Genomic DNA, 19,002 nt, shown 5'->3' on the forward strand with positions numbered 1-19,002 from the left:
CCGAAGGCTGTCTCCACAGATCGCACAGATTCTTGAAGAGCGTGCGTTCCTATCGGCTTAGATGATGCCTTTAGCGGCTAAGGTGCAGGCGCTGTTGCCTCAGAGCCGCCCCTAGAGAAATCAGGGGAAGTATATCAGAGGGCGTCTGACGACGGCAAACGGCGGGAAGGATTTATGTTCACTCCTGCCGGGCGGCCTTACCTGCCAAAGTCGGCACAGACGGCCTCCTGAAGGCCTCGGGCCCTGGCTGGCTGTCGCAGACCTGCGCCCGGTGCTAGAATCTTTTCCGCAGCTTTCCCGAATGGAGTCCCACGATGCGTTTTGCCTTTTCTGCCGAGGACGAGGCCTTCCGCAAGGAGGTCAAGGACTTCTATACGAAGGAGCTGCCGCCCGATTGGTACGGCGGGTACGACGAGCGGGACGAACAGCACCACTTCATCGAAAGCGTCCGCAAGAAGCTGGCGGCTAAGAAGTGGCTGACGATGTCCTGGCCGAAGGAGTACGGCGGGACGGAATCGCCCATGAGCATCCAGCTTATCTTTGCGGAGGAGAGCGCCTACTACCGCTTCTATGCCCGTGACGCCGGAGTCGGCTATCTTGGCCCCGCCATCATGCGCCACGGGACGCCCGAGCAGAAGAAGCGGTTCCTTGCCCCCATCGCCAATGCCGAAATAAACTTTCACCAGGGCTTTTCCGAGCCGGACGCCGGGTCCGACCTTGCCGGGCTGAAGACCAAGGCCGCCCGCGACGGCGACGACTTCGTCATCAACGGCACCAAGATCTGGGGCGGCCACCTCCACCTGGCCGACTACAGTTTCCTGCTGGCCCGGACCGACCCGAATACGCCGAAGCACAAGGGCATCACCTTTTTCATCATCCCAGCCAAGACGCCGGGCATCCGGTATGAAGAGTTCGGGAACCTGGGCGGCGGGATGCAGAACATCGTCTATTACGATAACTGCCGGGTGAATGCCAAAGAGTGCGTCATCGGCGAGGTAAACCAGGGCTGGTACCTGGCGACAACGCTCCTCAACCATGAGCGGGTGGTCATCGAGCACGCAGCGACGAACCAGCGCCTCCTAGAGGAGCTTGTGGCCTTTTGGCGCGCCCAAGGAGGCCACAAGAGGCACGACCCGCAGACGGCCGTCCTGCGCCACAAGCTGGCGGATATCGCGGTGCGGATCGAGACGTGCCGCATGATGGCCTACCGCATCGGGTGGCTGCAAAGCATCGGCCAGGCGCCCACGTTCGAGGCCTCTGAGGTCAAGATCTTCGGCAGCGAGCTGACGCAGCGGTTCGCCCACGTGGCCGTTGCGGCGCTGGGCCTCTATGGACAGGTGGAGCGCCATACGGCGCTGAAGCGCTATGTGCAGGTGGACGGCCGTATGGAGCACAACGTGCGCCAGCAGCTCATGTTCAGCATCGTGGGCGGCGCGAACGAGATCCAGCGCGGGCTCATAGCCAATAGAGGACTGGGTCTGCCGAGGGCGTAAGAACAGGAAGCCTTGATCCACAGATGACACAGATTGGTGCGGATCTTATCGGCATAGAAGAAAAGGAGAGGCAGCCTCTGACCAGGCATCGGATGGATTACAATAACAGGGCTCTCTCGCTCCTCCAAACAGCACCCAAGCTTCGGCAGGTCCAATGATTTCCTACCAAGCGCTCGCCGACAAGTCCATCCGGGGCGAATGTCTCACCCGGGACGAATGCCATGGCGTCCTCCGCTCGCCGGACAGCGACATCATGGACCTGCTGGCCGCCGCCTACCGGGTGCGGCGCACCTTTTGCGGCAACAAGGTCCACATCCATGTCCTCATGAACGCCAAGAGCGGCCTCTGCCCGGAGGACTGCGGCTACTGCTCTCAGTCCAAGATCTCCAAGGCGGCCATCGAAAAGTACCCGATGGTGACACGGGAGAAGCTGGTGGAGGGAGCGAAGCGGGCGAAGAACGCCATGGCGAAGCGCTTCTGCATCGTCACCGCGGGGCGGGGGCCGACGCCTAGGGAGATTGATTTCCTCACGGGCGCGGTGCGGCAGATCGTGGACGAGGTGGGCATCAAGGTCTGCGTCTCCGCAGGCCTGATGGACGAGGCGAAGGCGCGCGCCCTTCGCGAAGCGGGCGTGGACCAGCTGAACCACAACCTCAACACGAGCGAGCGCTTCTATTCCTCCATCACGACGACGCACACCTACCAGGACAGGATGCAGACGCTCAAGGCGGCGCGCGCGGCGGGCATGAACCTCTGCACCGGGGGCATCGTCGGCATGGGGGAGACGGACGACGACATCATTGACATGCTGCTGGAGCTGCGCGACCTGAACGTCCAGTCCATCCCCATCAACTTCCTCATCCCCATCAAGGGAACGCCGCTCCAGGATGAAGGGCGCCTGACGCCGCACCAGTGCCTGCGCATCCTCTGCCTGGCGCGCTTCCTCAATCCCAGGCAGGAGATCCGTGTCTCCGGCGGGCGCGAGGTGCATCTACGCTCCCTCCAGCCGCTTTCGCTCTATCCGGCGAATTCCGTCTTCACTGAGGGCTACCTCACCACGCCGGGGCAGCACTGGAACGAGACCCTCCAGATGATCAAAGACATGGGCTTTGCAATCGAGCACGGCGACGAGACGCCCGCCCACGAACCGGCCGCCGCGCGCGCATAAGCCGCCGCTCCGCGAATCTTCCCGCAGGACCACCTGATGCCGTCACAGCCGCCGCGCCATTCAGCGATATGGCATCCCTTCACCCAGATGGCTCGCTTCGATGCGGAGCCGAAGCTCGTCATCGAGCGGGCGCACGGGACGCGGCTGGTGGCCAAGGACGGCAAGGAATACCTGGACGGTGTGGCCTCCCTGTGGACCATCGTCCACGGCCACGGCGAGCCGCGCATCGTGGAGGCGATCAAACGCCAGGCGGAGCGGCTGCAGCACAGCACGCTCCTGGGAGTCAGCCACACGCCCGCGATGGAGCTTGCCGAGCGACTGCTGCAGCATGTGCCCAAGGGACTGCGATGGTCGTTCTTCAGCAGCGACGGCGCGAGCGCGGTGGAGGTGGCGCTCAAGATGGCGGTGCAATACTGGGGGAACGCCGGCCTGCCGGAGCGCACGCGCATCGTCTCCCTGGACATGGCCTACCACGGCGATACCCTGGGCGCGAGCAGCGTGGGCGCGGACGGCATCTTCCGCAAGCCGTACGAATCCCTGCTGGTCGAGCCGCTGCGCATCCCGAGCCCGCACCGCTATCGCTGCTCCGCCTGCGCCGCCAGAACCGCCTGCGACCTCACTTGCGCAACTGCGCTGGAGCGGCTCCTGGCGGAGCGCGGGAAGGAAGTCGCGGCGGTCATCGTGGAGCCGCGCGTCCAGGGGGCGGCGGGCATCATCGTCGCGCCGGAGGGGCACCTGAAGCGCCTGCGGGAGATCTGCGATAGGCACGATGTGCTGCTTATCGCGGACGAAGTGGCAACGGGCTTCGGCAAGACGGGCGCGATGTTCGCCTGCGACCTTGAAGGCGTGACACCGGACATCATGGTGCTCGGCAAGGGCATCACCGGCGGCTATCTGCCCCTTTCGGCGACGCTGGCGACGGAGAAGGTCTATCGCGCCTTCTATGACGCCGGGCACTATGAAAAGACCCTCTTCCACGGCCACACCTACGCCGGGAATCCAATCGCATGCGCCGCCGCGCTCGCCAGCCTGGACATCTTCGAGAAAGAGCCCGTCATCGAGCGCGTCCGCGCTCGGGCGGAGCGCCTGCGCCGGCTGCTGGGCGCGGCCTTCGCGGAGCACCCGAACGTCGGCGAGGTGCGCCAGCAGGGGCTGATGGTCGGCATCGAGCTCGTCGCCGATCGCGCGACCAAGCGGTCCTTCCCGGCGGCGGAGCGCATGGGCTGGCGCTCCTGCCTGGCGGCGCGGGAAAAGGGCGTCTTTGTGCGGCCCTTGGGAGACGTTATCATCCTCATGCCGCCGCTGTGCATCAGCGAGGCGGAGCTTGACGAGCTTGTAGGAGCGGTGAGCTATGGCATCGGGCGCGCGCTTCGGTCTTCCCCCGGCTTGGGCTGACAGCCTGGCGGCGGAGCTGCGCGAGATCGAGCGGCTTTCGCTCACGCGCACCATCGTGACGCCGGAGAGCGGCCCGGAGGCGCGCGTCGCCCTGGGGGGAAGGCGCTGCCTGCACTTCACCTCCAACAACTACCTGGGGCTCAGCACCGACCCGCGCCTCATTAAGGCGGCGAATGCGGCGACACTGCGCTACGGCGCGGGCGCTGCCTCCTCCCGGCTCCTCTGCGGCTCGACGCCGCTGCACCACGAGCTCGAGGCGCGCCTGGCGAAGCTGAAAGGGATGCAGGCGGCATTGCTCTACAGCTCGGGCTACCTGGCGAATGTGGGGCTCATCTCCGCCCTAGCCGGCCCCGGCGATACCATCTTCAGCGATAGCCTGAACCACGCCTCCATCATTGACGGCACGCGCCTTTCGCGCGCGGAGACCGTCATTTACCGCCACTGCGACCCGAGCGACCTGGAGCGCTTGCTGAGAAAGTCGCGCGCGAAGCGGAAGCTCATCTACACCGAGTCGGTCTTCAGCATGGACGGCGATATCGCGCCGCTCCCGGACATCCTCACGCTCGCCAAGCGATACGGCGCGCTGCTGGTGATAGACGAGGCGCACGCCACCGGCATCCTGGGTCGCGATGGCGCGGGCGCGCTGAGCCATTCCGGCATCACGGGCGGGCCCATCGCCGTCATGGGGACGCTTTCCAAGGCCCTCGGCTCGGCGGGCGGCTTTGTGGCAGGCGATGCGACGCTCATCTCCTTCCTTATCAACCGATCGCGCACCTTTATCTTCAACACCGCCCTCCCGGCGGGCTCCGTGGGGGCGGCGCTGGCGGCGCTCGATATCGTCGCAAAGGAGCCATGGCGAAGAACCACCGGCTTAGCGCTCGCCCAAAGACTTCGCGAAGGCTTCCGCGACCTCGGCTATCCGGAGACGCCATCGCAGACGCAGATTGTGCCGCTGGTCATCGGCGCGGCAGATGCGGCAGTGGCGATGGAGCGGCGCTTGCGGAAGCGGGGCATCCTGGCGAAGGCCGTTCGCCCGCCGACGGTGCCGAAGGGCACTTCGCGGATACGATTCAACCTGATGGCGACGCACACCGAGCAAGATGTAGACGCCGTGCTGAAGGCCCTGGGGAAGAGCCGCCGTGGGTAGCATATACCTGGTCACCGGCACTGATACCGGCGTGGGCAAGACCATCGTGGCGGCGTGGCTGGCGAAGCGGCTCGCGGCAAAGCATAAGGTGGCGCTGGTGAAAGCGGTGCAGACGGGCGCACAGCCCCTGGTGGACGGTGATGAGGCGCAGTACCGCAGGCTGACGAAGAATCCGGCCCTCTCCACCTACACGCTGGCCGCCTATCCCGAGCCGCTAGCGCCCTTGATCGCGGCGCGGCGGGCCGGGGCGACGATAGACGCAAGAAAGATCGCGCGCGAGTGCACGGCCATCGCCAAGCGCCACGAGGTGACCATCGTAGAGGGCGCGGGCGGACTCCTGGTGCCGCTGGCGAAGGGCTACGACTTCGCAGATCTGGCGAGGACGCTCAACGCGCCGCTCATCATCGTCATCCGTCCGGGGTTAGGGACGCTGAACCATACGATGTTGACGGTGGAGGCGGCGGAGCGCAGAGGGCTGGCAATAGCAGCGCTGTTCTGCAGCGGCCTTTCGCCGAAGCCGCCGGTGGTTGAGGCGGAGAACGTGCGCTTTCTCAGAGAGCGCTACCCCAAGCTGCCGCTCATCACGCTGAAGAAGGCGACGAAGGGGCAACTGGCGAAGCTGGCGATGGGGGCAAGCGCGTATGGGAAAGTACCCGCGCTGCTACGCAACACCACCATCAAGCGCTCACGACTCCCGTAAGACCGCGCAAGGTCTACTTCGCCGGGACGCCGAGGAACTGCCGCACAGCCTTCTCGAAGGCGACGGGATTATCGCCCTGGACAAGGTGGCCCGCGTTGGGCACTTCAGCGAAGGAGCAGCTCTTCACCGCGGCCACGATCTTCTTGGCCGTCTGCGAAGTCAGGATGTCACTGTTGCCGCCGCGCACCAGGAGCACCGGACACGTGATGGCCTTGAGCTCGGCCCAGAGCTTGTCCGTGATCTCGCCGCCGCCGCGCTGGCGCAACCCTCGACGGCGGTCGTACTTCCAGGTCCACTTCCCGTCAGGCAATTGCTTCAAGTTGTTCAGCAGACTGCCGCGGATCTGCTTCTCCTCCCGGTGCGGATTGTAACGCTTCACCCGCTCAACGAGCCAATCGAAGGACTCGAAGACCTCCGTGTCCTGGAGAAACTCACCGATGCGCTTGGAGCCGGCCATGTTCACTTCGGGGCCGATATCGCAGATGACGAGCTTGCTCACCTTCATGGGGTGGCGGTAGGTGAAGCCGTAGGCGTTGCGCCCACCCATGGAAAGACCGACAAGGACAAACTGCTTGAAGCCGATGGCGTCTGTAAAGGCGTCAATGTCCTTGACGTGAGACTCCAGGGAATAGTCGCCCTCCTGGGACCAGTCGCTATCGCCGTGGCCGCGCTGGTCGAGCGCCACGATGTGGAACTGGTCGCGCATTCCGAGGGCGAAGAAGTCCCAGCTGTGGGCCGTCTGCGCGCCGCCGTGGAGGCAGAGGAGCTTGGGCTTGCCGTGGTTGCCCCAATCGAGATAGTTGAGCTTCATGCCGTTGGCGGTGACGGTCTTGCTCTCCGGGACGGCGTCTTGGGCGAACTTGATGCCGATGGCGCGCGCCGCCTTGTGGACTTCCATGCCGCCGAACTTCTCTGCCAGGGTCATTCCTGCACCTCAGATGTGAGATATGGCGTGGCTCAGTGGATGCCCGCCTCGTCAACCAGCTTCGCGAACTCTTCGATCGGCACGGCGGTCATCGTCTCGTACCGCACGTTGCCGTGGGAGGCCTCTTTCGCCAGGATCTTCATGGCGACCTTCTCGTTAGGGCAATCAAGGATGGCCAAGAAGTCATATTGCCCCATGAGGGCGTAGCTCGCCAGCAGCTTGCCGCCTAGGCGCTCGGCGTTGGCAGCGGCATGCTTGTGGCGGAGGGAAAGGTCCCGCATGTAGGCGGCTCCCTCCGTGGTCAGTTTGCCGAGGGCGACAAAAATCGGCATACAGCACCCCTAGAACTTGTGGCCTTTGCGCTTCAGGATGTAAACGTTGATCGCGATGGTCAGCACGAAGAAGACCAGGAATCCCCAGAGAACATTCCGCGCGGCCGCCATCACGATGAGGGCGATGGCCAGGGATATTCCCAGGCTCACCATACGCTCCTGAAACGTGAATGGCGAGGGCTCTTTCTTACGTTTGAGGTCGGGCACGGCTAGCGCAGCCCTTTCAATCGTTCGATATTCTTCGCGTCCGGCCCTTCGCCGTCGAAGCCGGGGACTTCCAGATAGAAGGGCACGTCCTTGAAGGCCGGATGCTTCATGATATTGGCGAAGCCCTTCATGCCGATGGGCCCTTCGCCGATGTTATCGTGCCGATCCAGGCCGCCCCCGAGGGGGCACTTGGAATCGTTGGCGTGAACGGCGACGAGCTTTTTGGCGCCGACCTCTTTCTCCAGCTCCTCCATCACCCGATTGAGGCCGTCCTTGGTGGCCACATCGTAACCGTTAGCGAAGGAGTGCTGGGTATCTAGGCAGACCTTCACCCTTGGATCGCCGACCTCCTTGATGACCGCGCCGATCTCCGCGAAGGTGGCGCCGATGGAGTTGCCCATCCCCGCGCTGTTCTCGATGATGAGGGAGACGTCCTTCGGCATGGCGTCCAACACCTTGTGGAAGGCGGCGGCCACCTGGGGAAGCACCTTTTCGAAGCTCTGTCCCTTGTGGCTCCCGATGTGGAAGATGGTGCCCATGGCGCCGATGTTGCCCGCCACGCGCTGGTACTGGAGCAGCGATTCGATGCCCTTGGCGACAAGATCGGGGTTCGGCGAGCCGAAGTTGATGAGGTAGACGCCGTGGAGGACGCATGGGCCGATGCCCGTTCTCGCCGCCTTTTCCTTGTAGGCCTGGAGCTCCTTCGGCGAGTGGTTCTTCACGTGCCAGTTGGTGGGGCCGGAGGCGAAGATCTGGATGCACTCCGCGCCGATCCTCTGGGCGTTGTCTATCGCCTTGTCCAGGCTGCCGGCCGCCGAGACATGCGCGCCGATCTTCACAGGGTTGCGCTCCTTCCAGCACAGCCGCCCACGGATGACTCACCAGGGTTGGGAGGCCGCTCGCTATGGTATCATGGCGGCGTTTTCTTGCCTACATCCTTGGGGGAGCAGCATGCCCATCACATTGCAGTTCGGAATGACCTTCGGCGGTCGCGGCGGATCGATCGCGGACGATGCGGTCCGCCTGGAGAACCTCGGCTTCGATTCCATCTGGGCCGGTGAGCACATCATCTGGCGCCATCCGATGCACGACGGACTCATGACCCTGGCCGTCGCCTCCTCAGTGACCAAGCGCGTCCTGCTCGGCACCTCCATCCTCTTGATGCCGCTCAAGCATCCGATTCTCGTCGCCAAGGCAGTCGTGACGCTGGACCATGCCTCCAACGGGCGCGCCATCCTCGGCGTCGGCGTCGGCGGGGAGTACCCGAAGGAGTTCATCGCCATGGGCGTGAAGCGGGAGGAGCGCGGCCCCCGGACGAACGAGGCCATGCAGATCATGAAGCGGCTCTGGACGGAGAACAACGTCACCTTCAAGGGCCGATTCTGGAATCTGGAGGACGTCTCCATCGAGCCCAAGCCGGTGCAGAAGCCCTGCCCCCCGCTCTTTGTCGGCGGGCGGCGCGGGTCCATCCCCCGGACGGCGCTCTACGGCGATGGATGGATACCGTATATGTACACGCCGGAGATGTACCGCGACGGCGTGAAGCAGATCGAGGAGATCGCGCACAAAGCGGGGCGTGACCCATCGAAGATCCAGAGAACGCTCTATGCCTTCACCAGCGTGGCCGACTCATTCGAAGAGGCGGCCGGATGGTCGGCGGCGGCGCTCGGCACGAACTACGCCCAGGACTTCACCCAGCTGGTCAAGAAATACCCCATCGTCGGCACGCCGAAACAATGCGCCGAGCGGATGCAGCAGTTCGTGGAGGCTGGCGTACGCCACTTCATCCTCGCGCCGTCAGGCCCGGCGGACAAGACGAAGGGCTTCGCGGAGATCTACGCGAAGGAAATCATCCCGACACTGCGGAAGTGGAACGCCTAATCGCCTCTGCGCAACCCGAGGCGCGATTGCCTTGTCAGCCATTCGCGCAGGCTCACGAAGAAGTCGTTCCGGGCGTGGCGCTCCAGCCAGGGATAGTGGCCACAGCGCTCCCATTCGCGATACTCAAGCTGGGGTAGGTAGGGCTTGAGGCTCTGGTAGATCATGGGCCCGGGGTGCGGGTCGTACGCGCCGTGGAGCATGATGACGGGTACCTTGATAGCTGCGAAAGCCTTGGGGTAGAGGCCGCTGTTCTGCAGCCGCACCATGTCCTCCCACGCCTCGCGCTGGAAGCCCGCCATGGTGGCCTCGCGGCGGTTCTCGCCCTTGGCCTCCCTGGGAATCAGGTCGTACGACTGCACATTCAGCATCGCCCTCGCTATCAGGGCCATGCGCCTGTTTGGGTCGCTCGCGCGCTCCACCTCTTGGAATTGGCGCTTGAGCTCGCCGACCTTCCGCGATTCGATGATTCCGTTCATCTTGGCGCGGGTGTTCTCGTCCAAGGTGCCGCAGCAGATGAGGGCGATGGCGGAGGCGGCAGTGGGATAGACGGCGGCGAAGGCGAGGGAGAGCATCGCGCCCCAGGAGTGGGCGACGATTATCGGCTGTTCCCCGGCACAGCGCTCCCGGATAAACTGATGCATGTCCTCCACATGGACGGCGACGGAGAGGCGCACCGGGCCGACCCCGCGCTGGTACGGCTCCAGGACGCGGAACGAATCGGAAAGCTCCCGGGCGACGATGCCCATGGAGCCCGTTGCGCCCGGGCCGCCGTGGACAGCGATGACCAGCGGGCCGGAGTGGCCGTAAGAGCGGTAGTGGAGGGCGGTCACAGGGCCATCAACCGCCTATCGCATTCTCGCCACGGATGATGCGCTGAATATCAAAGACGGAGATGATGACCATGATGGCGATGAGGGTGGCGAAGCCGATCATGTGAACCATCGCCTCTTTCTGGGGCGGGATGCGCTTGCCCCGGCGCACGAACTCGATGGCGACGAAGAGGAGGCGGCCGCCATCCAGGGCCGGGATGGGCAAGATGTTCATGATAGCGAGGTTGAGGCTGAGGAAGGCGGCGAACATGGTGAGGTCAACGATGGTGCCGTGCTCCGCCACCTCTCCCGTGACCCGCGCGATGCCGATGGGCCCGGCGACATCGTCCAGCGGATCGGCGTCACCGACGAACCACTTGGTGATGCCGTTGCGTGTCAGCACGAGCGTCTCGCCCGCCTGGCGGAAGGCGTGGGGCACCGCCGTGAGGAACGGCTCGCGGTAGCTGGCCGTCCGCTCGTCCTCAGGCTCAGCGATGCTGATCCCCGTGGGGCCTTGGCCCGCCGGTGGCTTCCAGCGCGGCGTCACGTTGATGGAGAGCAGCGCGCCGTTCCGTTCGACCACAGTAGTGGCCTTTGCCCCAAGGCGCAGTTGATATTGATATCGCAAGTCATTGATATTGCGAATCTTCCTGCCATTCACTTTCTTAACAACGTCTCCGGGCTGGAGACCGGCGAGCGCAACTGGGGAACCATCAGCAACGCTTTGGATGGCCACCGTGTGGAAGACCGCCTTCTGCGGCACCATAAAGACGATGGCAAAGAGGAAGAGGGCCAGGAAGAGGTTCATGAGCGCCCCGGCGCTGATAACCAGCGTCCGGACCCTGCGGCTCTTCCCGGCGAGGCTCTGGGGATGGCTGGGGTCCTCTTCCCCCAAGAGCTTCACGAAGCCGCCGAGGGGCAGCCAGTTGAGGGAGTAGACCGTCTCCCCGCGCGTGATGCCGAAGATGCGCGGCGGATAACCCATGCCGAACTCTTGGACCTTCACTCCGGCGAGCTTGGCCGTGATGAAGTGCCCAAGCTCGTGGATGAGGATGAGCACGCCGAAGACGATGAGGAAGGCAATGATCGTCACGCCGCCGACTCCACACCTAGCCCGGGGACGGGCCGCCTAGTCCACAACTTGGCGCCCGGCATAATCGCGGGCCCAGGTGTCCACTTCAAGGATATCCTCAAGGGAGGGGTATTTGATAGGCTTGTGCGCCGCCAGGGTCGCCTCGACGATCTTGGGCATCTCGCCGAAGGAGATCTGGTGGGAGAGGAAGAGGCTGACGGCGACATCATCAGCGGCGGCGAGAACGGCAGGGTAGGTGCCGCCCTTGCGGCCGGCATCCAGGGCCATCTTGAAGCAGGGATAGCGGCGCAGGTCCAGCGCTTCAAAGGTGAGCTTGCCGATCTCGATGGGATTGAACTGGGGCAGCGTGGGGTTCTGCCAGCGCGCCGGGTAGGAGAGCGCCAGCTGGATGGGGTAGCGCATATCGGGCGGGCCGAGCTGGGCCTTCACGGAGCCGTCCGCGAACTCCACCATGGAGTGGATGATGCTTTGCGGGTGGACGACGACTTCGATGCGGTCAATGGGGACGCCGAAGAGCCAGTTGGCTTCGATGACCTCAAAGCCCTTGTTCATCAGCGTCGCCGAGTCAATCGTGATCTTGCGCCCCATGCGCCACGTGGGATGGTTCAGCGCCTCTTCTTGGGTCACCTTGTCGATCTCGCTCAGGGGGCGTGTGCGGAAGGGGCCGCCTGAGGCGGTGAGGAAGATGCGTGAGACGTCCTTATCCTCGCCGCGCATGCACTGCCACATGGCGCTCGGCTCGCTGTCCACGGGCAGGATCTCGATGCCGTTGCGCTGGGCGGCTGACATGACGATGTTCCCCGCCATGACGATGACTTCTTTGTTGGCCAGGGCCACGCTCTTGCGGGCGTTCAGCGCGGCCAGGGTCGCCAGGAGGCCCTCTCTGCCCACGGTGCCCACCATGACGGCGTTGACGGAGGACTGGACGACCATCTCCTCCATGGGGGTGAACTTCCACCCGTTGGGCGGCAGGACCTCCCGCACGCCTTGGGTGTGAAAGACCATCTTTGGGTGGAACTCTTCCACCTGCTTGGCCAACAGCTCGATGTTGGTTCCCGCCGCAAGGCCGACGACTTTGAAGCGGTCAGGGAATGCGCGAACGATATCGAGGGTCTGGCGGCCGATGGAACCTGTGGAGCCGAGGACGACAAGGCCCTTCATGAGGCGTCACCCCAATCCGTAGGTCAGGAAGTAGTATAGCACGACAACCGATGGAATCAGGCTATCCAGCCGGTCCAAAATCCCGCCGTGACCCGGGATAAGTCCGCCAGCATCCTTCACGCCGGCCGCGCGTTTGATCATGGACTCCGCCAGGTCTCCCGCCTGGCCGAAGATGCCGATGAGCAGGCCGAGGACGACAGCCTTCCACGCGCCGATGGGGAGGCCGAAACCGGCCGTGACGGCAAGCGACGCGCCGATGCCGACCGCAAGCCCGGCGATCGCGCCCTCCCAAGTTTTCCCAGGGCTGATGCTGGGCGCCATGTGGTTCCTGCCGATGAGCCGCCCGACGAAGTAGGCGCCCGTATCCACCGCGAAGGTGAGGAGCGCCGCCGTGAGAAGCCATTCGCGGCCATCGGCGTGGCGGCTGATGCGGACGGCATGGGAGAGGGTCCAGGCGACATAGAAGACTCCGGCCAGGGTCCACGCCCAGTCCGAAAGGAAGCGCTCCCGCGAACCGAGCACCAGGAGAAGGAAGAGCGGGGCCAAGACTAGGCCGGTGATAAGGGCCATGGTGAAGTTGAAGTCCGTCCCGGCATCCACCACAAAGAGGACGCCGCCGATGGTGGCCAGGAAGAGGACGGGCGTTGGCCCGGCGCGGACGGCGAGCCGGTGGAATTCGCGGATGCCGATGACGGATGCGGCGGCGATAAGGGCCATGGTGGTCCCGGTGCCGAACCAGATCATGAGCACCAGGATGGGAAGCGCGATGCTAGCGGAAATAAAGCGCTGGAGGAGCATCAGCGCCCACCGCTTTCAGGGGCGGAGGCCCCGTTCGCATGGAGGAGGCCACCGAACTTTCGCTGGCGCCTGCCGTAGGCCTCCACCGCCTTGGCCGTCTCCGCCTCATCAAAATCAGGCCAGCAGACGGGGGAGGCGTAATACTCGGCGTAGGCCGATTGCCAGATGAGGAAGTTGCTCAGGCGCATCTCGCCGCCGGTGCGGATGATGAGGTCGGGATCGGGAAGGCCGCCGGTGTGCAGGCGGACGGCGATGGCTTCTTCCGTGACCTCGCCGGGGCGCAGGCCCTCCTGGAGCAGGCGGCGGACGGCCTCCACCAGCTCGGCGCGGCCGCCGTAATCCAGGGCCACGGTGAGGGTGATGCCGGTATTCTCCTTGGTCAGCTCCAGCGCCTGGTCTATTGCCTTTTGGAGGCTGGGCGGCAGGCGGTCCATCCGCCCGATGTGCCTGATGCGGACGTTGTTCTTGTGGAGGGCCCTGGACTCCCTGCCGATGACCTGTCCCAGGAGCCGCCAGAGGCCCTTGACCTCTTCCGGCGGGCGCGTCCAGTTCTCCGTGGAGAAGGCGTAGATGGTGACATAGCGGACGCCCAGGCCATCGAAGGCTTTGAGGACGCGCCGGATGTTCTTGGTCCCGGCGCGGTGTCCTGCCAGGCGCGGCAGGCCGCGCTCCTGTGCCCAGCGCCCGTTGCCGTCCATGATGATGGCCACGTGGCGCGGGACGGCGCTGGAGCGGGCGCTCTGCTCTTCAGCCCGCTCTTGTGCGAACGATTGACGAGGGGGCATCCCCTCACACCCGCAGCACTTCTGCCTCTTTCGCGTCAGAGGCTTTTTGCGCCTTATCCGTAGAGGTGTCCGTGTGTTTCTGGAGCTGGGCTTCGGCGCGCTTCTGGTCGTCCTGGGAGATGCGCTTATCCTTCTCCAGGGCGCGCAGCTCTTCGATGGCGTCCCGGCGGACGTTGCGCACCGCGATCTTGGCCTCTTCCAGGCGGCGGTGGACCATCTTGACGATCTCCTTGCGCCGCTCCTCCGTGAGGGGCGGAACGGCCAGGCGGATGGTCATGCCGTCTATGTTCGGCGTGAGGCCGATGTTGGCCTTCTGGATGGCCTTTTCCACAGCGGAGACGGCACCCTTATCCCAGACCTGGATGGTGATGAGGCGGGCCTCCGGCGTGTTGATGGTGCCGAGCTGCTTCATGGGGGTCATGGTGCCGTAATAGTCCACCATGATGCCGTCCACCAGGCCGGCGCTGGCCCGGCCCGTGCGCATCCCGGCTAGGTCGCGCTCAAAGGCCTCGACGCTCTTCTTCATCTTGTCTTCCGCTTTGCGCAATACGTCCTGCGACATGATGGCTGCCTTTCGCCTTTGCGGCCGTTCGCCCGGTAGGGGTGACGGGGCCGCGATAGATTGCCTGTATTGTACCTAGGAAATCACCGTGCCGACGGATTCGCCCAGGAGCGCCCGCTGCACACCGGTGGGATCCTGGATATCAAAGACGACGATGGGGACCCTGTTGTCCATGCACATGGAGAGGGCTGTGCTGTCCATCACCTGCAGGCGGAGGTTGAGCGCCTCCAGGTAGCTGAGCTTGGCGAACTTCTTGGCGCCGGGGTTCTTGCGGGGGTCGGAATCGTAGACGCCGTCCACGCCGTTCTTGGCCATGAGGAGGACGTTGGCGCCGATCTCCGTGGCGCGCAGGGCGGCGGCGGTGTCCGTGGTCATGTAGGGGTTGCCGGTGCCGGAGGCAAAGATAAGGACGCGCCCCACTTCCAGGTGGCGCATGGCGCGGCGGTAGATGAAGGGCTCGGCGACGGCGTCTATGGGGATGGCCGTTTGGGTGCGGGTGACGACGCCGATCTTCTCCAGGGCGTCCTGGAGGGCGAGGGCGTTGATGACGGTGGCGAGCATGCCGGCGTAATCGGCGGTGGTGCGGTCCATGCCGAGCTTGGCGGCTTCGGCGCCGCGCCAGATGTTGCCGCCGCCGACGACCACGCCCATCTCCACGCCCAGATCGCGGGCCTGTTTGACGTGGTTGGCCACGAAGCGAAGGGTGGTGAGATCAATGCCGGAACCGCCCTCGCCTTTGAGGGCTTCACCGCTCAGCTTGAGCACGGCGCGCTTGTACCGTGGCTCCGGCATGGCTCACCCCTCGCCGGCCTTGGTCCGGCCGGGTCTAGCCGCCCAGTTCGAAGCGGACGAATCTGCGGACGCGGATGTTTTCGCCGACCTTGCCGATGAGCTCGGCCAGGAGGTCTTTGATGGTGCGGGTAGGCTCGCGGATGAAGGGCTGGTGGAGGAGGCTGACCTCGGCCAGGGGGCCTTCGGGCTTCTCGGGAAGGTCGCCATCGCCGATGTACTTGGGGTTCATGGCGGCGATCTGCATGGCGACGTTGTGGGCCAGGGCCTTGAACTCTTCCGTGCGGGCCACGAAGTCAGTCTCGCAGCTGAGCTCGATCAGAACGCCGATGCGGCTGCCCTGGTGGACATAGGAGGCGACGACGCCCTGCCCGCCTGCGCCGGCCTTTTTGGCGGCGAGTGCGTTGCCCTTGGCGATGCCCTTCTTGCGGAGGGCTTCGACGGCCTCTTCGATTTTGCCTTTGGCCTCTTCGAGGGCGTTCTTGCACTCGACGACGCCTGCGCCGGTGCGCTCGCGGACAGCTTTAACTGCTTCTGCGCTGACAGCCACGGGGGACTCCTGTGCTACGGACCCGGCTAGGACTTGGCGGACGCGGCGGCTTCGGCCTTGGCGCCCTCGGCGGCCTTGACCTCTTCGATGAGGCGCTGCTGGCGGAGGGTGTTGCCTTCCAGGACCGCATCGGCGATCTTGCCGGTCATGAGGCGGACGGAGCGGATCGCGTCGTCGTTGCCGGGGATGGGGTGGTCAATGAAGTTGGGGTCGCAATCGGTATCGTTGATGGCCACGATGGGGACCTTCATGCGGCGGGCCTCGGCGATGGCGATGGCTTCCTTGCCGGGGTCCACGACGAAGAGGGCATCGGGCAGCTTCTTGAGGGCCTTGATGCCGCTTAGGTGGTGGTTGAGCTTCGCGAGCTCTTCTTCCAGCTTGAGGGCGTCCTTCTTGGAGTAGCGGGCGAATTCGCCCTTGGCCTTCTGCTGTTCCAGCTGTTCGAGGTAGGTGATGCGCAGGGCAATGGTGGCGTAGTTGGTGAGGGTGCCGCCGAGCCAGCGCTGGCTGACGAAGGGCATGCCGCAGCGCTTGGCTTCCGACTCCACGGCCTCCTGGGCCTGCTTCTTGGTGCCGACGAAGAGGATGACGCCGCCATTGGCGACGGTGGTCTTCACATAGTCGTAGGCCTTAGCGAGGAGGCCGACGGTCTGCTGGAGGTCAATGATGTGGATGCCGTTGCGCTGGGTGAAGATGTACTGCTTCATCTTGGGGTTCCAGCGGCGGGTCTTGTGCCCGAAGTGGACGCCGGTTTCCAAGAGGAGCTTCATGCTGACCAGCTCTTGGGTGTTGCTGTTGCCCTGCTGTTTCTGTTCTAACGCTTGCTGCATACCCCTCCCAATTCGAAAAAGACGCGCAGAAAGGCCACGGTCGAAGATGAGTGCGACGGAAATCGTACCACAAAGGGAACAGAGGGGCAACCGGAGGAGGGTGAAGGCACAGGGAGCGAGGAGGGAGTATTCATCCACTGAGCACACTGAACGCACTGAAAGGAGCAGGAAATGCACTCGGGGACTTTCACGGATGGAGACGGATTTTGAATGGCCTGGAGCTGCTAGGCAGGGTAGAACTTGTGAGGAACGGCGCAGAGGAATAGAGCGGGCACAGGAAATTGACCTGGTGGAGGACGTACCCTATATTGGCAGCACAGGGATCCCTATGACTAGCGTACAGCGACTTGTGAAGGAGCTCCGGGGGCTTTCCCGCAACGAGCGGAAGAGCCTGCGCCGGTGGTTCGAGCGTTTCGACGCCGCGGCCTGGGATGCGGAGTTCGAAGCGGACGCCAAAAGAGGAAGGCTCGACCGGCTTGCCGAGCGGGCGCTGCGAGAGCACGGGGCGGGCAAATCGAAGGCGCTTTGCAGCCGAGTATGACCGGCTGGTGGGATAGGTGGAGGGCGCTCGATTAGAGAGAACGGGAGCGTTTGTCCAGGTGTGTAACATGCTTTGGGTGCGACACGCGGGGTGACGCGCCAGGTACGCCGAACGGGTGATCGTTGGACGTGGCAATGGGAAGGGCAGAGAGGGCGGGAAAAACGGTCGCGTGGACGGCAGAGGGGTCTCCGCTAGGCAGGAGAGCAGGCACCCTCCACATCATGTAACGGGCCTTCGGCGACGAGGCGCGTCAGGCCCGGATAGTCCCGATGGCTCGGGCGAGTACTCCTTTTTCAGGCGTTCGGAACGCCCGGTGTGCGGCCGCCGCAAGAGGAGTGATGTCTCCGGTGAGAGGCGGGCCGAGCGGTGGCGTGGGCCGGCGGCATTCCCAGCAAGGGCGCCCTTCCGGCGCCGTTGCCCTCTCTGCCGACAGGGAGCGGAGACCTATCCCATGCGGTATGCCGAAGCGGCAGGGGCCGGATGGAAGGAAGGCCCGGAGTCCATGCCGGGCTTGCGAGACGATGCCGGCATCGGCGACCACCGAAGGTCCCGGCATCCCAAAGGGTCCGCGACGCCACGGTCCGCTCAGGGCGTTGGGGGTGTGCCCAAGGCTTGACTCCCGCGCGTTCGCCTTCTGCCGAACCGCACCGGAAGCGGTCCGGCATTGGGGCGAGTGCGGGGAGCTGACGGAGGCGGCCGGGCGCGGGCCCTGTGCCGAAGGCCGTCCACGCGACGCCCAAACGGAGGTGAGTCTTGCACAGCGCCTATGCACCGGGCTCGGCATCCTTCACCTCGTTTGTCCTTGCAACAGCCTACACATCAATATACACACGAACATCTGTTCGCATGTCAAAGGGGTGGGGGCGAACGAAGGGCCTGTTGGGTAAATCCCTTGGGGGAGTATGCTTGAGGATGTCGTGCTCCACCTTAATATTTGGATAGGCCATAAGGAACATACGAGGAAGACCAGCTAGCTCTCGAAGATGGCTGCCGTGCTTGTTGGATACGGAGCGCTGCGGCCCACTTCTCTGCTCTCGCAGGGAGAGGTCTCCCCTACCCCACCCACCGCACACTCGCGCCCCAGCGTTGGGCATGCTCTTGCGCCAATTGCTCGTACCGCGCCCTGTACGCGGACGAGCCGATCGCCTCCGTCGTCATGATCAGCGCATCTTCCTTGTTGTCCGTGTAATAGCCCTTGCGCACCCCGGCCGCCTGGTAGCCGTACTTCTTATACAACCCCTGCGCCGCCTGGTTGGAGACCCGCACCTCCAGCGTCATCACGTGCGCCCCACGCTGGAACGAAACCTCCAGCGCCGCCAGCAGCAACAGCTCGCCGATCCCGTGCCGCCGGTGCTCATCCCGCACGCCGATCACCGTGATATGCGCCTCATCCACCATAAACCAAACCCCAACAAAACCCACAATCTTCTGTCGCTGGTCCTCCGGCGGCGGCTCCGGCTGGCTAAAGACCCCCTTCACCAGCTGCAGCAGGCCACCCTTGGCGGGCTCTTCAGGCGCGGGCGCATGGTCGAAGGCGTGAGCCTCGGCCAGGGCATTCTTGGGGTCCGCCGCCTCGCACGCCACCAGATATACGGCTGAACGATTCTTGAGTTCCTTTTTGAACGGCGTCGCGATCCAGCCGGCCGGAAAACAGGCGCGCTCCACGGCTGAGGTCTGGGGGATGTCTTCCATCCGCATGGGCCTCACGAAAAAGCCCATCGGCGGGGCGGGGGAGCCGTAGGTGGAGATGGCCCTATCCATAAGAGGTGCTACAGATTCGGATTCTAGCACACCCCCCCTCCAGGCCGCTATCCTTGGCTACTCTGGTGCGTTACT

General features: G+C 64.4%; 20 protein-coding genes. 7 read left to right on the forward strand and 13 right to left on the reverse strand.

The genetic code is table 11. The features are described from left to right. Window positions 1-314: 314 nt before the first annotated feature. The 5 genes from FJ039_05795 (at window position 315) to bioD (ending at window position 5,903) form a co-directional block, all read left to right on the forward strand. Complete coding sequence (locus FJ039_05795) at window positions 315-1,493, forward strand: hypothetical protein (GenBank protein ID MBM4405680.1); 1,179 nt, start codon at window positions 315-317, stop codon at window positions 1,491-1,493. Between the two features lie 154 nt (window positions 1,494-1,647). After that, window positions 1,648-2,661, forward strand: a complete 1,014-nt coding sequence (bioB, locus tag FJ039_05800) for a biotin synthase BioB (GenBank protein ID MBM4405681.1) — start codon at window positions 1,648-1,650, stop codon at window positions 2,659-2,661. Between the two features lie 36 nt (window positions 2,662-2,697). Further along, the gene (gene bioA, locus FJ039_05805) at window positions 2,698-4,056 is read left to right on the forward strand and encodes an adenosylmethionine--8-amino-7-oxononanoate transaminase (protein MBM4405682.1); all 1,359 of its coding nucleotides are present in this window, start codon (window positions 2,698-2,700) and stop codon (window positions 4,054-4,056) included. Then, complete coding sequence (gene bioF, locus FJ039_05810) at window positions 4,013-5,203, forward strand: 8-amino-7-oxononanoate synthase (protein ID MBM4405683.1); 1,191 nt, start codon at window positions 4,013-4,015, stop codon at window positions 5,201-5,203. Before bioA ends, bioF begins: the two co-directional genes overlap by 44 nt. Further along, window positions 5,196-5,903: a dethiobiotin synthase gene (bioD, locus tag FJ039_05815; protein MBM4405684.1), complete on the forward strand. Its 708-nt coding sequence runs from the start codon at window positions 5,196-5,198 to the stop codon at window positions 5,901-5,903. The genes bioF and bioD overlap by 8 nt, the downstream gene beginning before the upstream one ends. Window positions 5,904-5,916: 13 nt before the next feature. Here bioD and FJ039_05820 read toward each other — a convergent pair whose 3' ends face one another. From FJ039_05820 to FJ039_05830, 3 genes are all read right to left on the reverse strand, one after another. Further along, window positions 5,917-6,828: an alpha/beta hydrolase gene (locus tag FJ039_05820; GenBank protein ID MBM4405685.1), complete on the reverse strand. Its 912-nt coding sequence runs from the start codon at window positions 6,826-6,828 to the stop codon at window positions 5,917-5,919. A 32-nt stretch (window positions 6,829-6,860) separates the two neighbouring features. Continuing rightward, window positions 6,861-7,160, reverse strand: coding sequence for a GYD domain-containing protein (locus FJ039_05825; protein ID MBM4405686.1), 300 nt, complete (start codon window positions 7,158-7,160; stop codon window positions 6,861-6,863). 209 nt (window positions 7,161-7,369) lie between these two features. Then, window positions 7,370-8,206 (reverse strand): deoxyribonuclease IV, encoded by an 837-nt coding sequence (locus tag FJ039_05830; GenBank protein ID MBM4405687.1) that lies wholly within the window; start codon window positions 8,204-8,206, stop codon window positions 7,370-7,372. Between FJ039_05830 and FJ039_05835 the strand changes: the two genes are divergently transcribed. Beyond that, a complete protein-coding gene (locus FJ039_05835; protein ID MBM4405688.1) occupies window positions 8,124-9,248 on the forward strand; it encodes an LLM class flavin-dependent oxidoreductase in 1,125 nt (374 codons plus the stop codon). The two genes, FJ039_05830 and FJ039_05835, sit on opposite strands and share 83 nt — an antisense overlap. Here the strand turns inward: FJ039_05835 and FJ039_05840 are convergent. The 9 genes from FJ039_05840 to rpsB all read right to left on the reverse strand — a co-directional run bounded on the left by FJ039_05840 (window position 9,245) and on the right by rpsB (window position 16,625). Next, window positions 9,245-10,078, reverse strand: coding sequence for an alpha/beta hydrolase (locus tag FJ039_05840; GenBank protein ID MBM4405689.1), 834 nt, complete (start codon window positions 10,076-10,078; stop codon window positions 9,245-9,247). The genes FJ039_05835 and FJ039_05840 overlap by 4 nt on opposite strands. A gap of 7 nt (window positions 10,079-10,085) precedes the next feature. Beyond that, complete coding sequence (gene rseP, locus FJ039_05845; GenBank protein MBM4405690.1) at window positions 10,086-11,150, reverse strand: RIP metalloprotease RseP; 1,065 nt, start codon at window positions 11,148-11,150, stop codon at window positions 10,086-10,088. Between the two features lie 36 nt (window positions 11,151-11,186). After that, complete coding sequence (locus FJ039_05850) at window positions 11,187-12,311, reverse strand: 1-deoxy-D-xylulose-5-phosphate reductoisomerase (protein MBM4405691.1); 1,125 nt, start codon at window positions 12,309-12,311, stop codon at window positions 11,187-11,189. 6 nt (window positions 12,312-12,317) lie between these two features. Continuing rightward, window positions 12,318-13,109 (reverse strand): phosphatidate cytidylyltransferase, encoded by a 792-nt coding sequence (locus FJ039_05855; protein ID MBM4405692.1) that lies wholly within the window; start codon window positions 13,107-13,109, stop codon window positions 12,318-12,320. After that, the gene (locus FJ039_05860; protein MBM4405693.1) at window positions 13,109-13,894 is read right to left on the reverse strand and encodes an isoprenyl transferase; all 786 of its coding nucleotides are present in this window, start codon (window positions 13,892-13,894) and stop codon (window positions 13,109-13,111) included. The genes FJ039_05855 and FJ039_05860 overlap by 1 nt, the downstream gene beginning before the upstream one ends. A gap of 4 nt (window positions 13,895-13,898) precedes the next feature. Next, window positions 13,899-14,456, reverse strand: coding sequence for a ribosome recycling factor (locus FJ039_05865; protein MBM4405694.1), 558 nt, complete (start codon window positions 14,454-14,456; stop codon window positions 13,899-13,901). A 75-nt stretch (window positions 14,457-14,531) separates the two neighbouring features. Then, complete coding sequence (locus FJ039_05870; protein MBM4405695.1) at window positions 14,532-15,248, reverse strand: UMP kinase; 717 nt, start codon at window positions 15,246-15,248, stop codon at window positions 14,532-14,534. Window positions 15,249-15,282: 34 nt separating this feature from the next. Continuing rightward, window positions 15,283-15,795: an elongation factor Ts gene (locus tag FJ039_05875; protein ID MBM4405696.1), complete on the reverse strand. Its 513-nt coding sequence runs from the start codon at window positions 15,793-15,795 to the stop codon at window positions 15,283-15,285. Window positions 15,796-15,821: 26 nt separating this feature from the next. After that, entirely contained in the window at window positions 15,822-16,625 is an 804-nt protein-coding gene (gene rpsB / locus FJ039_05880) for a 30S ribosomal protein S2 (protein MBM4405697.1), read from the reverse strand. A 328-nt stretch (window positions 16,626-16,953) separates the two neighbouring features. Between rpsB and FJ039_05885 the strand changes: the two genes are divergently transcribed. Then, the gene (locus FJ039_05885; protein MBM4405698.1) at window positions 16,954-17,166 is read left to right on the forward strand and encodes a hypothetical protein; all 213 of its coding nucleotides are present in this window, start codon (window positions 16,954-16,956) and stop codon (window positions 17,164-17,166) included. Between the two features lie 1,053 nt (window positions 17,167-18,219). Here FJ039_05885 and rimI read toward each other — a convergent pair. Beyond that, complete coding sequence (gene rimI, locus FJ039_05890; GenBank protein ID MBM4405699.1) at window positions 18,220-18,927, reverse strand: ribosomal-protein-alanine N-acetyltransferase; 708 nt, start codon at window positions 18,925-18,927, stop codon at window positions 18,220-18,222. Window positions 18,928-19,002 lie beyond the last annotated feature (75 nt).

The organism is Chloroflexota bacterium (genome assembly GCA_016875535.1).
In the GTDB taxonomy this organism is placed as follows: Bacteria; Chloroflexota; Dehalococcoidia; order SHYB01; family SHYB01; genus VGPF01.

Excerpts from the sequence above, each read along its gene's own strand:
- FJ039_05795 (MBM4405680.1), top strand. The coding sequence starts at position 315 with ATGCGTTTTGCCTTTTCTGCCGAGGACGAGGCCTTCCGCAAGGAGGTC.
- bioB (MBM4405681.1), top strand. The coding sequence starts at position 1,648 with ATGATTTCCTACCAAGCGCTCGCCGACAAGTCCATCCGGGGCGAATGT.
- bioA (MBM4405682.1), top strand. The coding sequence starts at position 2,698 with ATGCCGTCACAGCCGCCGCGCCATTCAGCGATATGGCATCCCTTCACC.
- bioF (MBM4405683.1), top strand. The coding sequence starts at position 4,013 with ATGGCATCGGGCGCGCGCTTCGGTCTTCCCCCGGCTTGGGCTGACAGC.
- FJ039_05820 (MBM4405685.1), bottom strand. The coding sequence starts at position 6,828 with ATGACCCTGGCAGAGAAGTTCGGCGGCATGGAAGTCCACAAGGCGGCG.
- FJ039_05825 (MBM4405686.1), bottom strand. The coding sequence starts at position 7,160 with ATGCCGATTTTTGTCGCCCTCGGCAAACTGACCACGGAGGGAGCCGCC.
- FJ039_05835 (MBM4405688.1), top strand. The coding sequence starts at position 8,124 with ATGCACTCCGCGCCGATCCTCTGGGCGTTGTCTATCGCCTTGTCCAGG.
- FJ039_05850 (MBM4405691.1), bottom strand. The coding sequence starts at position 12,311 with ATGAAGGGCCTTGTCGTCCTCGGCTCCACAGGTTCCATCGGCCGCCAG.
- FJ039_05855 (MBM4405692.1), bottom strand. The coding sequence starts at position 13,109 with ATGCTCCTCCAGCGCTTTATTTCCGCTAGCATCGCGCTTCCCATCCTG.
- FJ039_05860 (MBM4405693.1), bottom strand. The coding sequence starts at position 13,894 with ATGCCCCCTCGTCAATCGTTCGCACAAGAGCGGGCTGAAGAGCAGAGC.
- FJ039_05865 (MBM4405694.1), bottom strand. The coding sequence starts at position 14,456 with ATGTCGCAGGACGTATTGCGCAAAGCGGAAGACAAGATGAAGAAGAGC.
- FJ039_05870 (MBM4405695.1), bottom strand. The coding sequence starts at position 15,248 with ATGCCGGAGCCACGGTACAAGCGCGCCGTGCTCAAGCTGAGCGGTGAA.
- rpsB (MBM4405697.1), bottom strand. The coding sequence starts at position 16,625 with ATGCAGCAAGCGTTAGAACAGAAACAGCAGGGCAACAGCAACACCCAA.
- FJ039_05885 (MBM4405698.1), top strand. The coding sequence starts at position 16,954 with ATGACTAGCGTACAGCGACTTGTGAAGGAGCTCCGGGGGCTTTCCCGC.
- rimI (MBM4405699.1), bottom strand. The coding sequence starts at position 18,927 with ATGGATAGGGCCATCTCCACCTACGGCTCCCCCGCCCCGCCGATGGGC.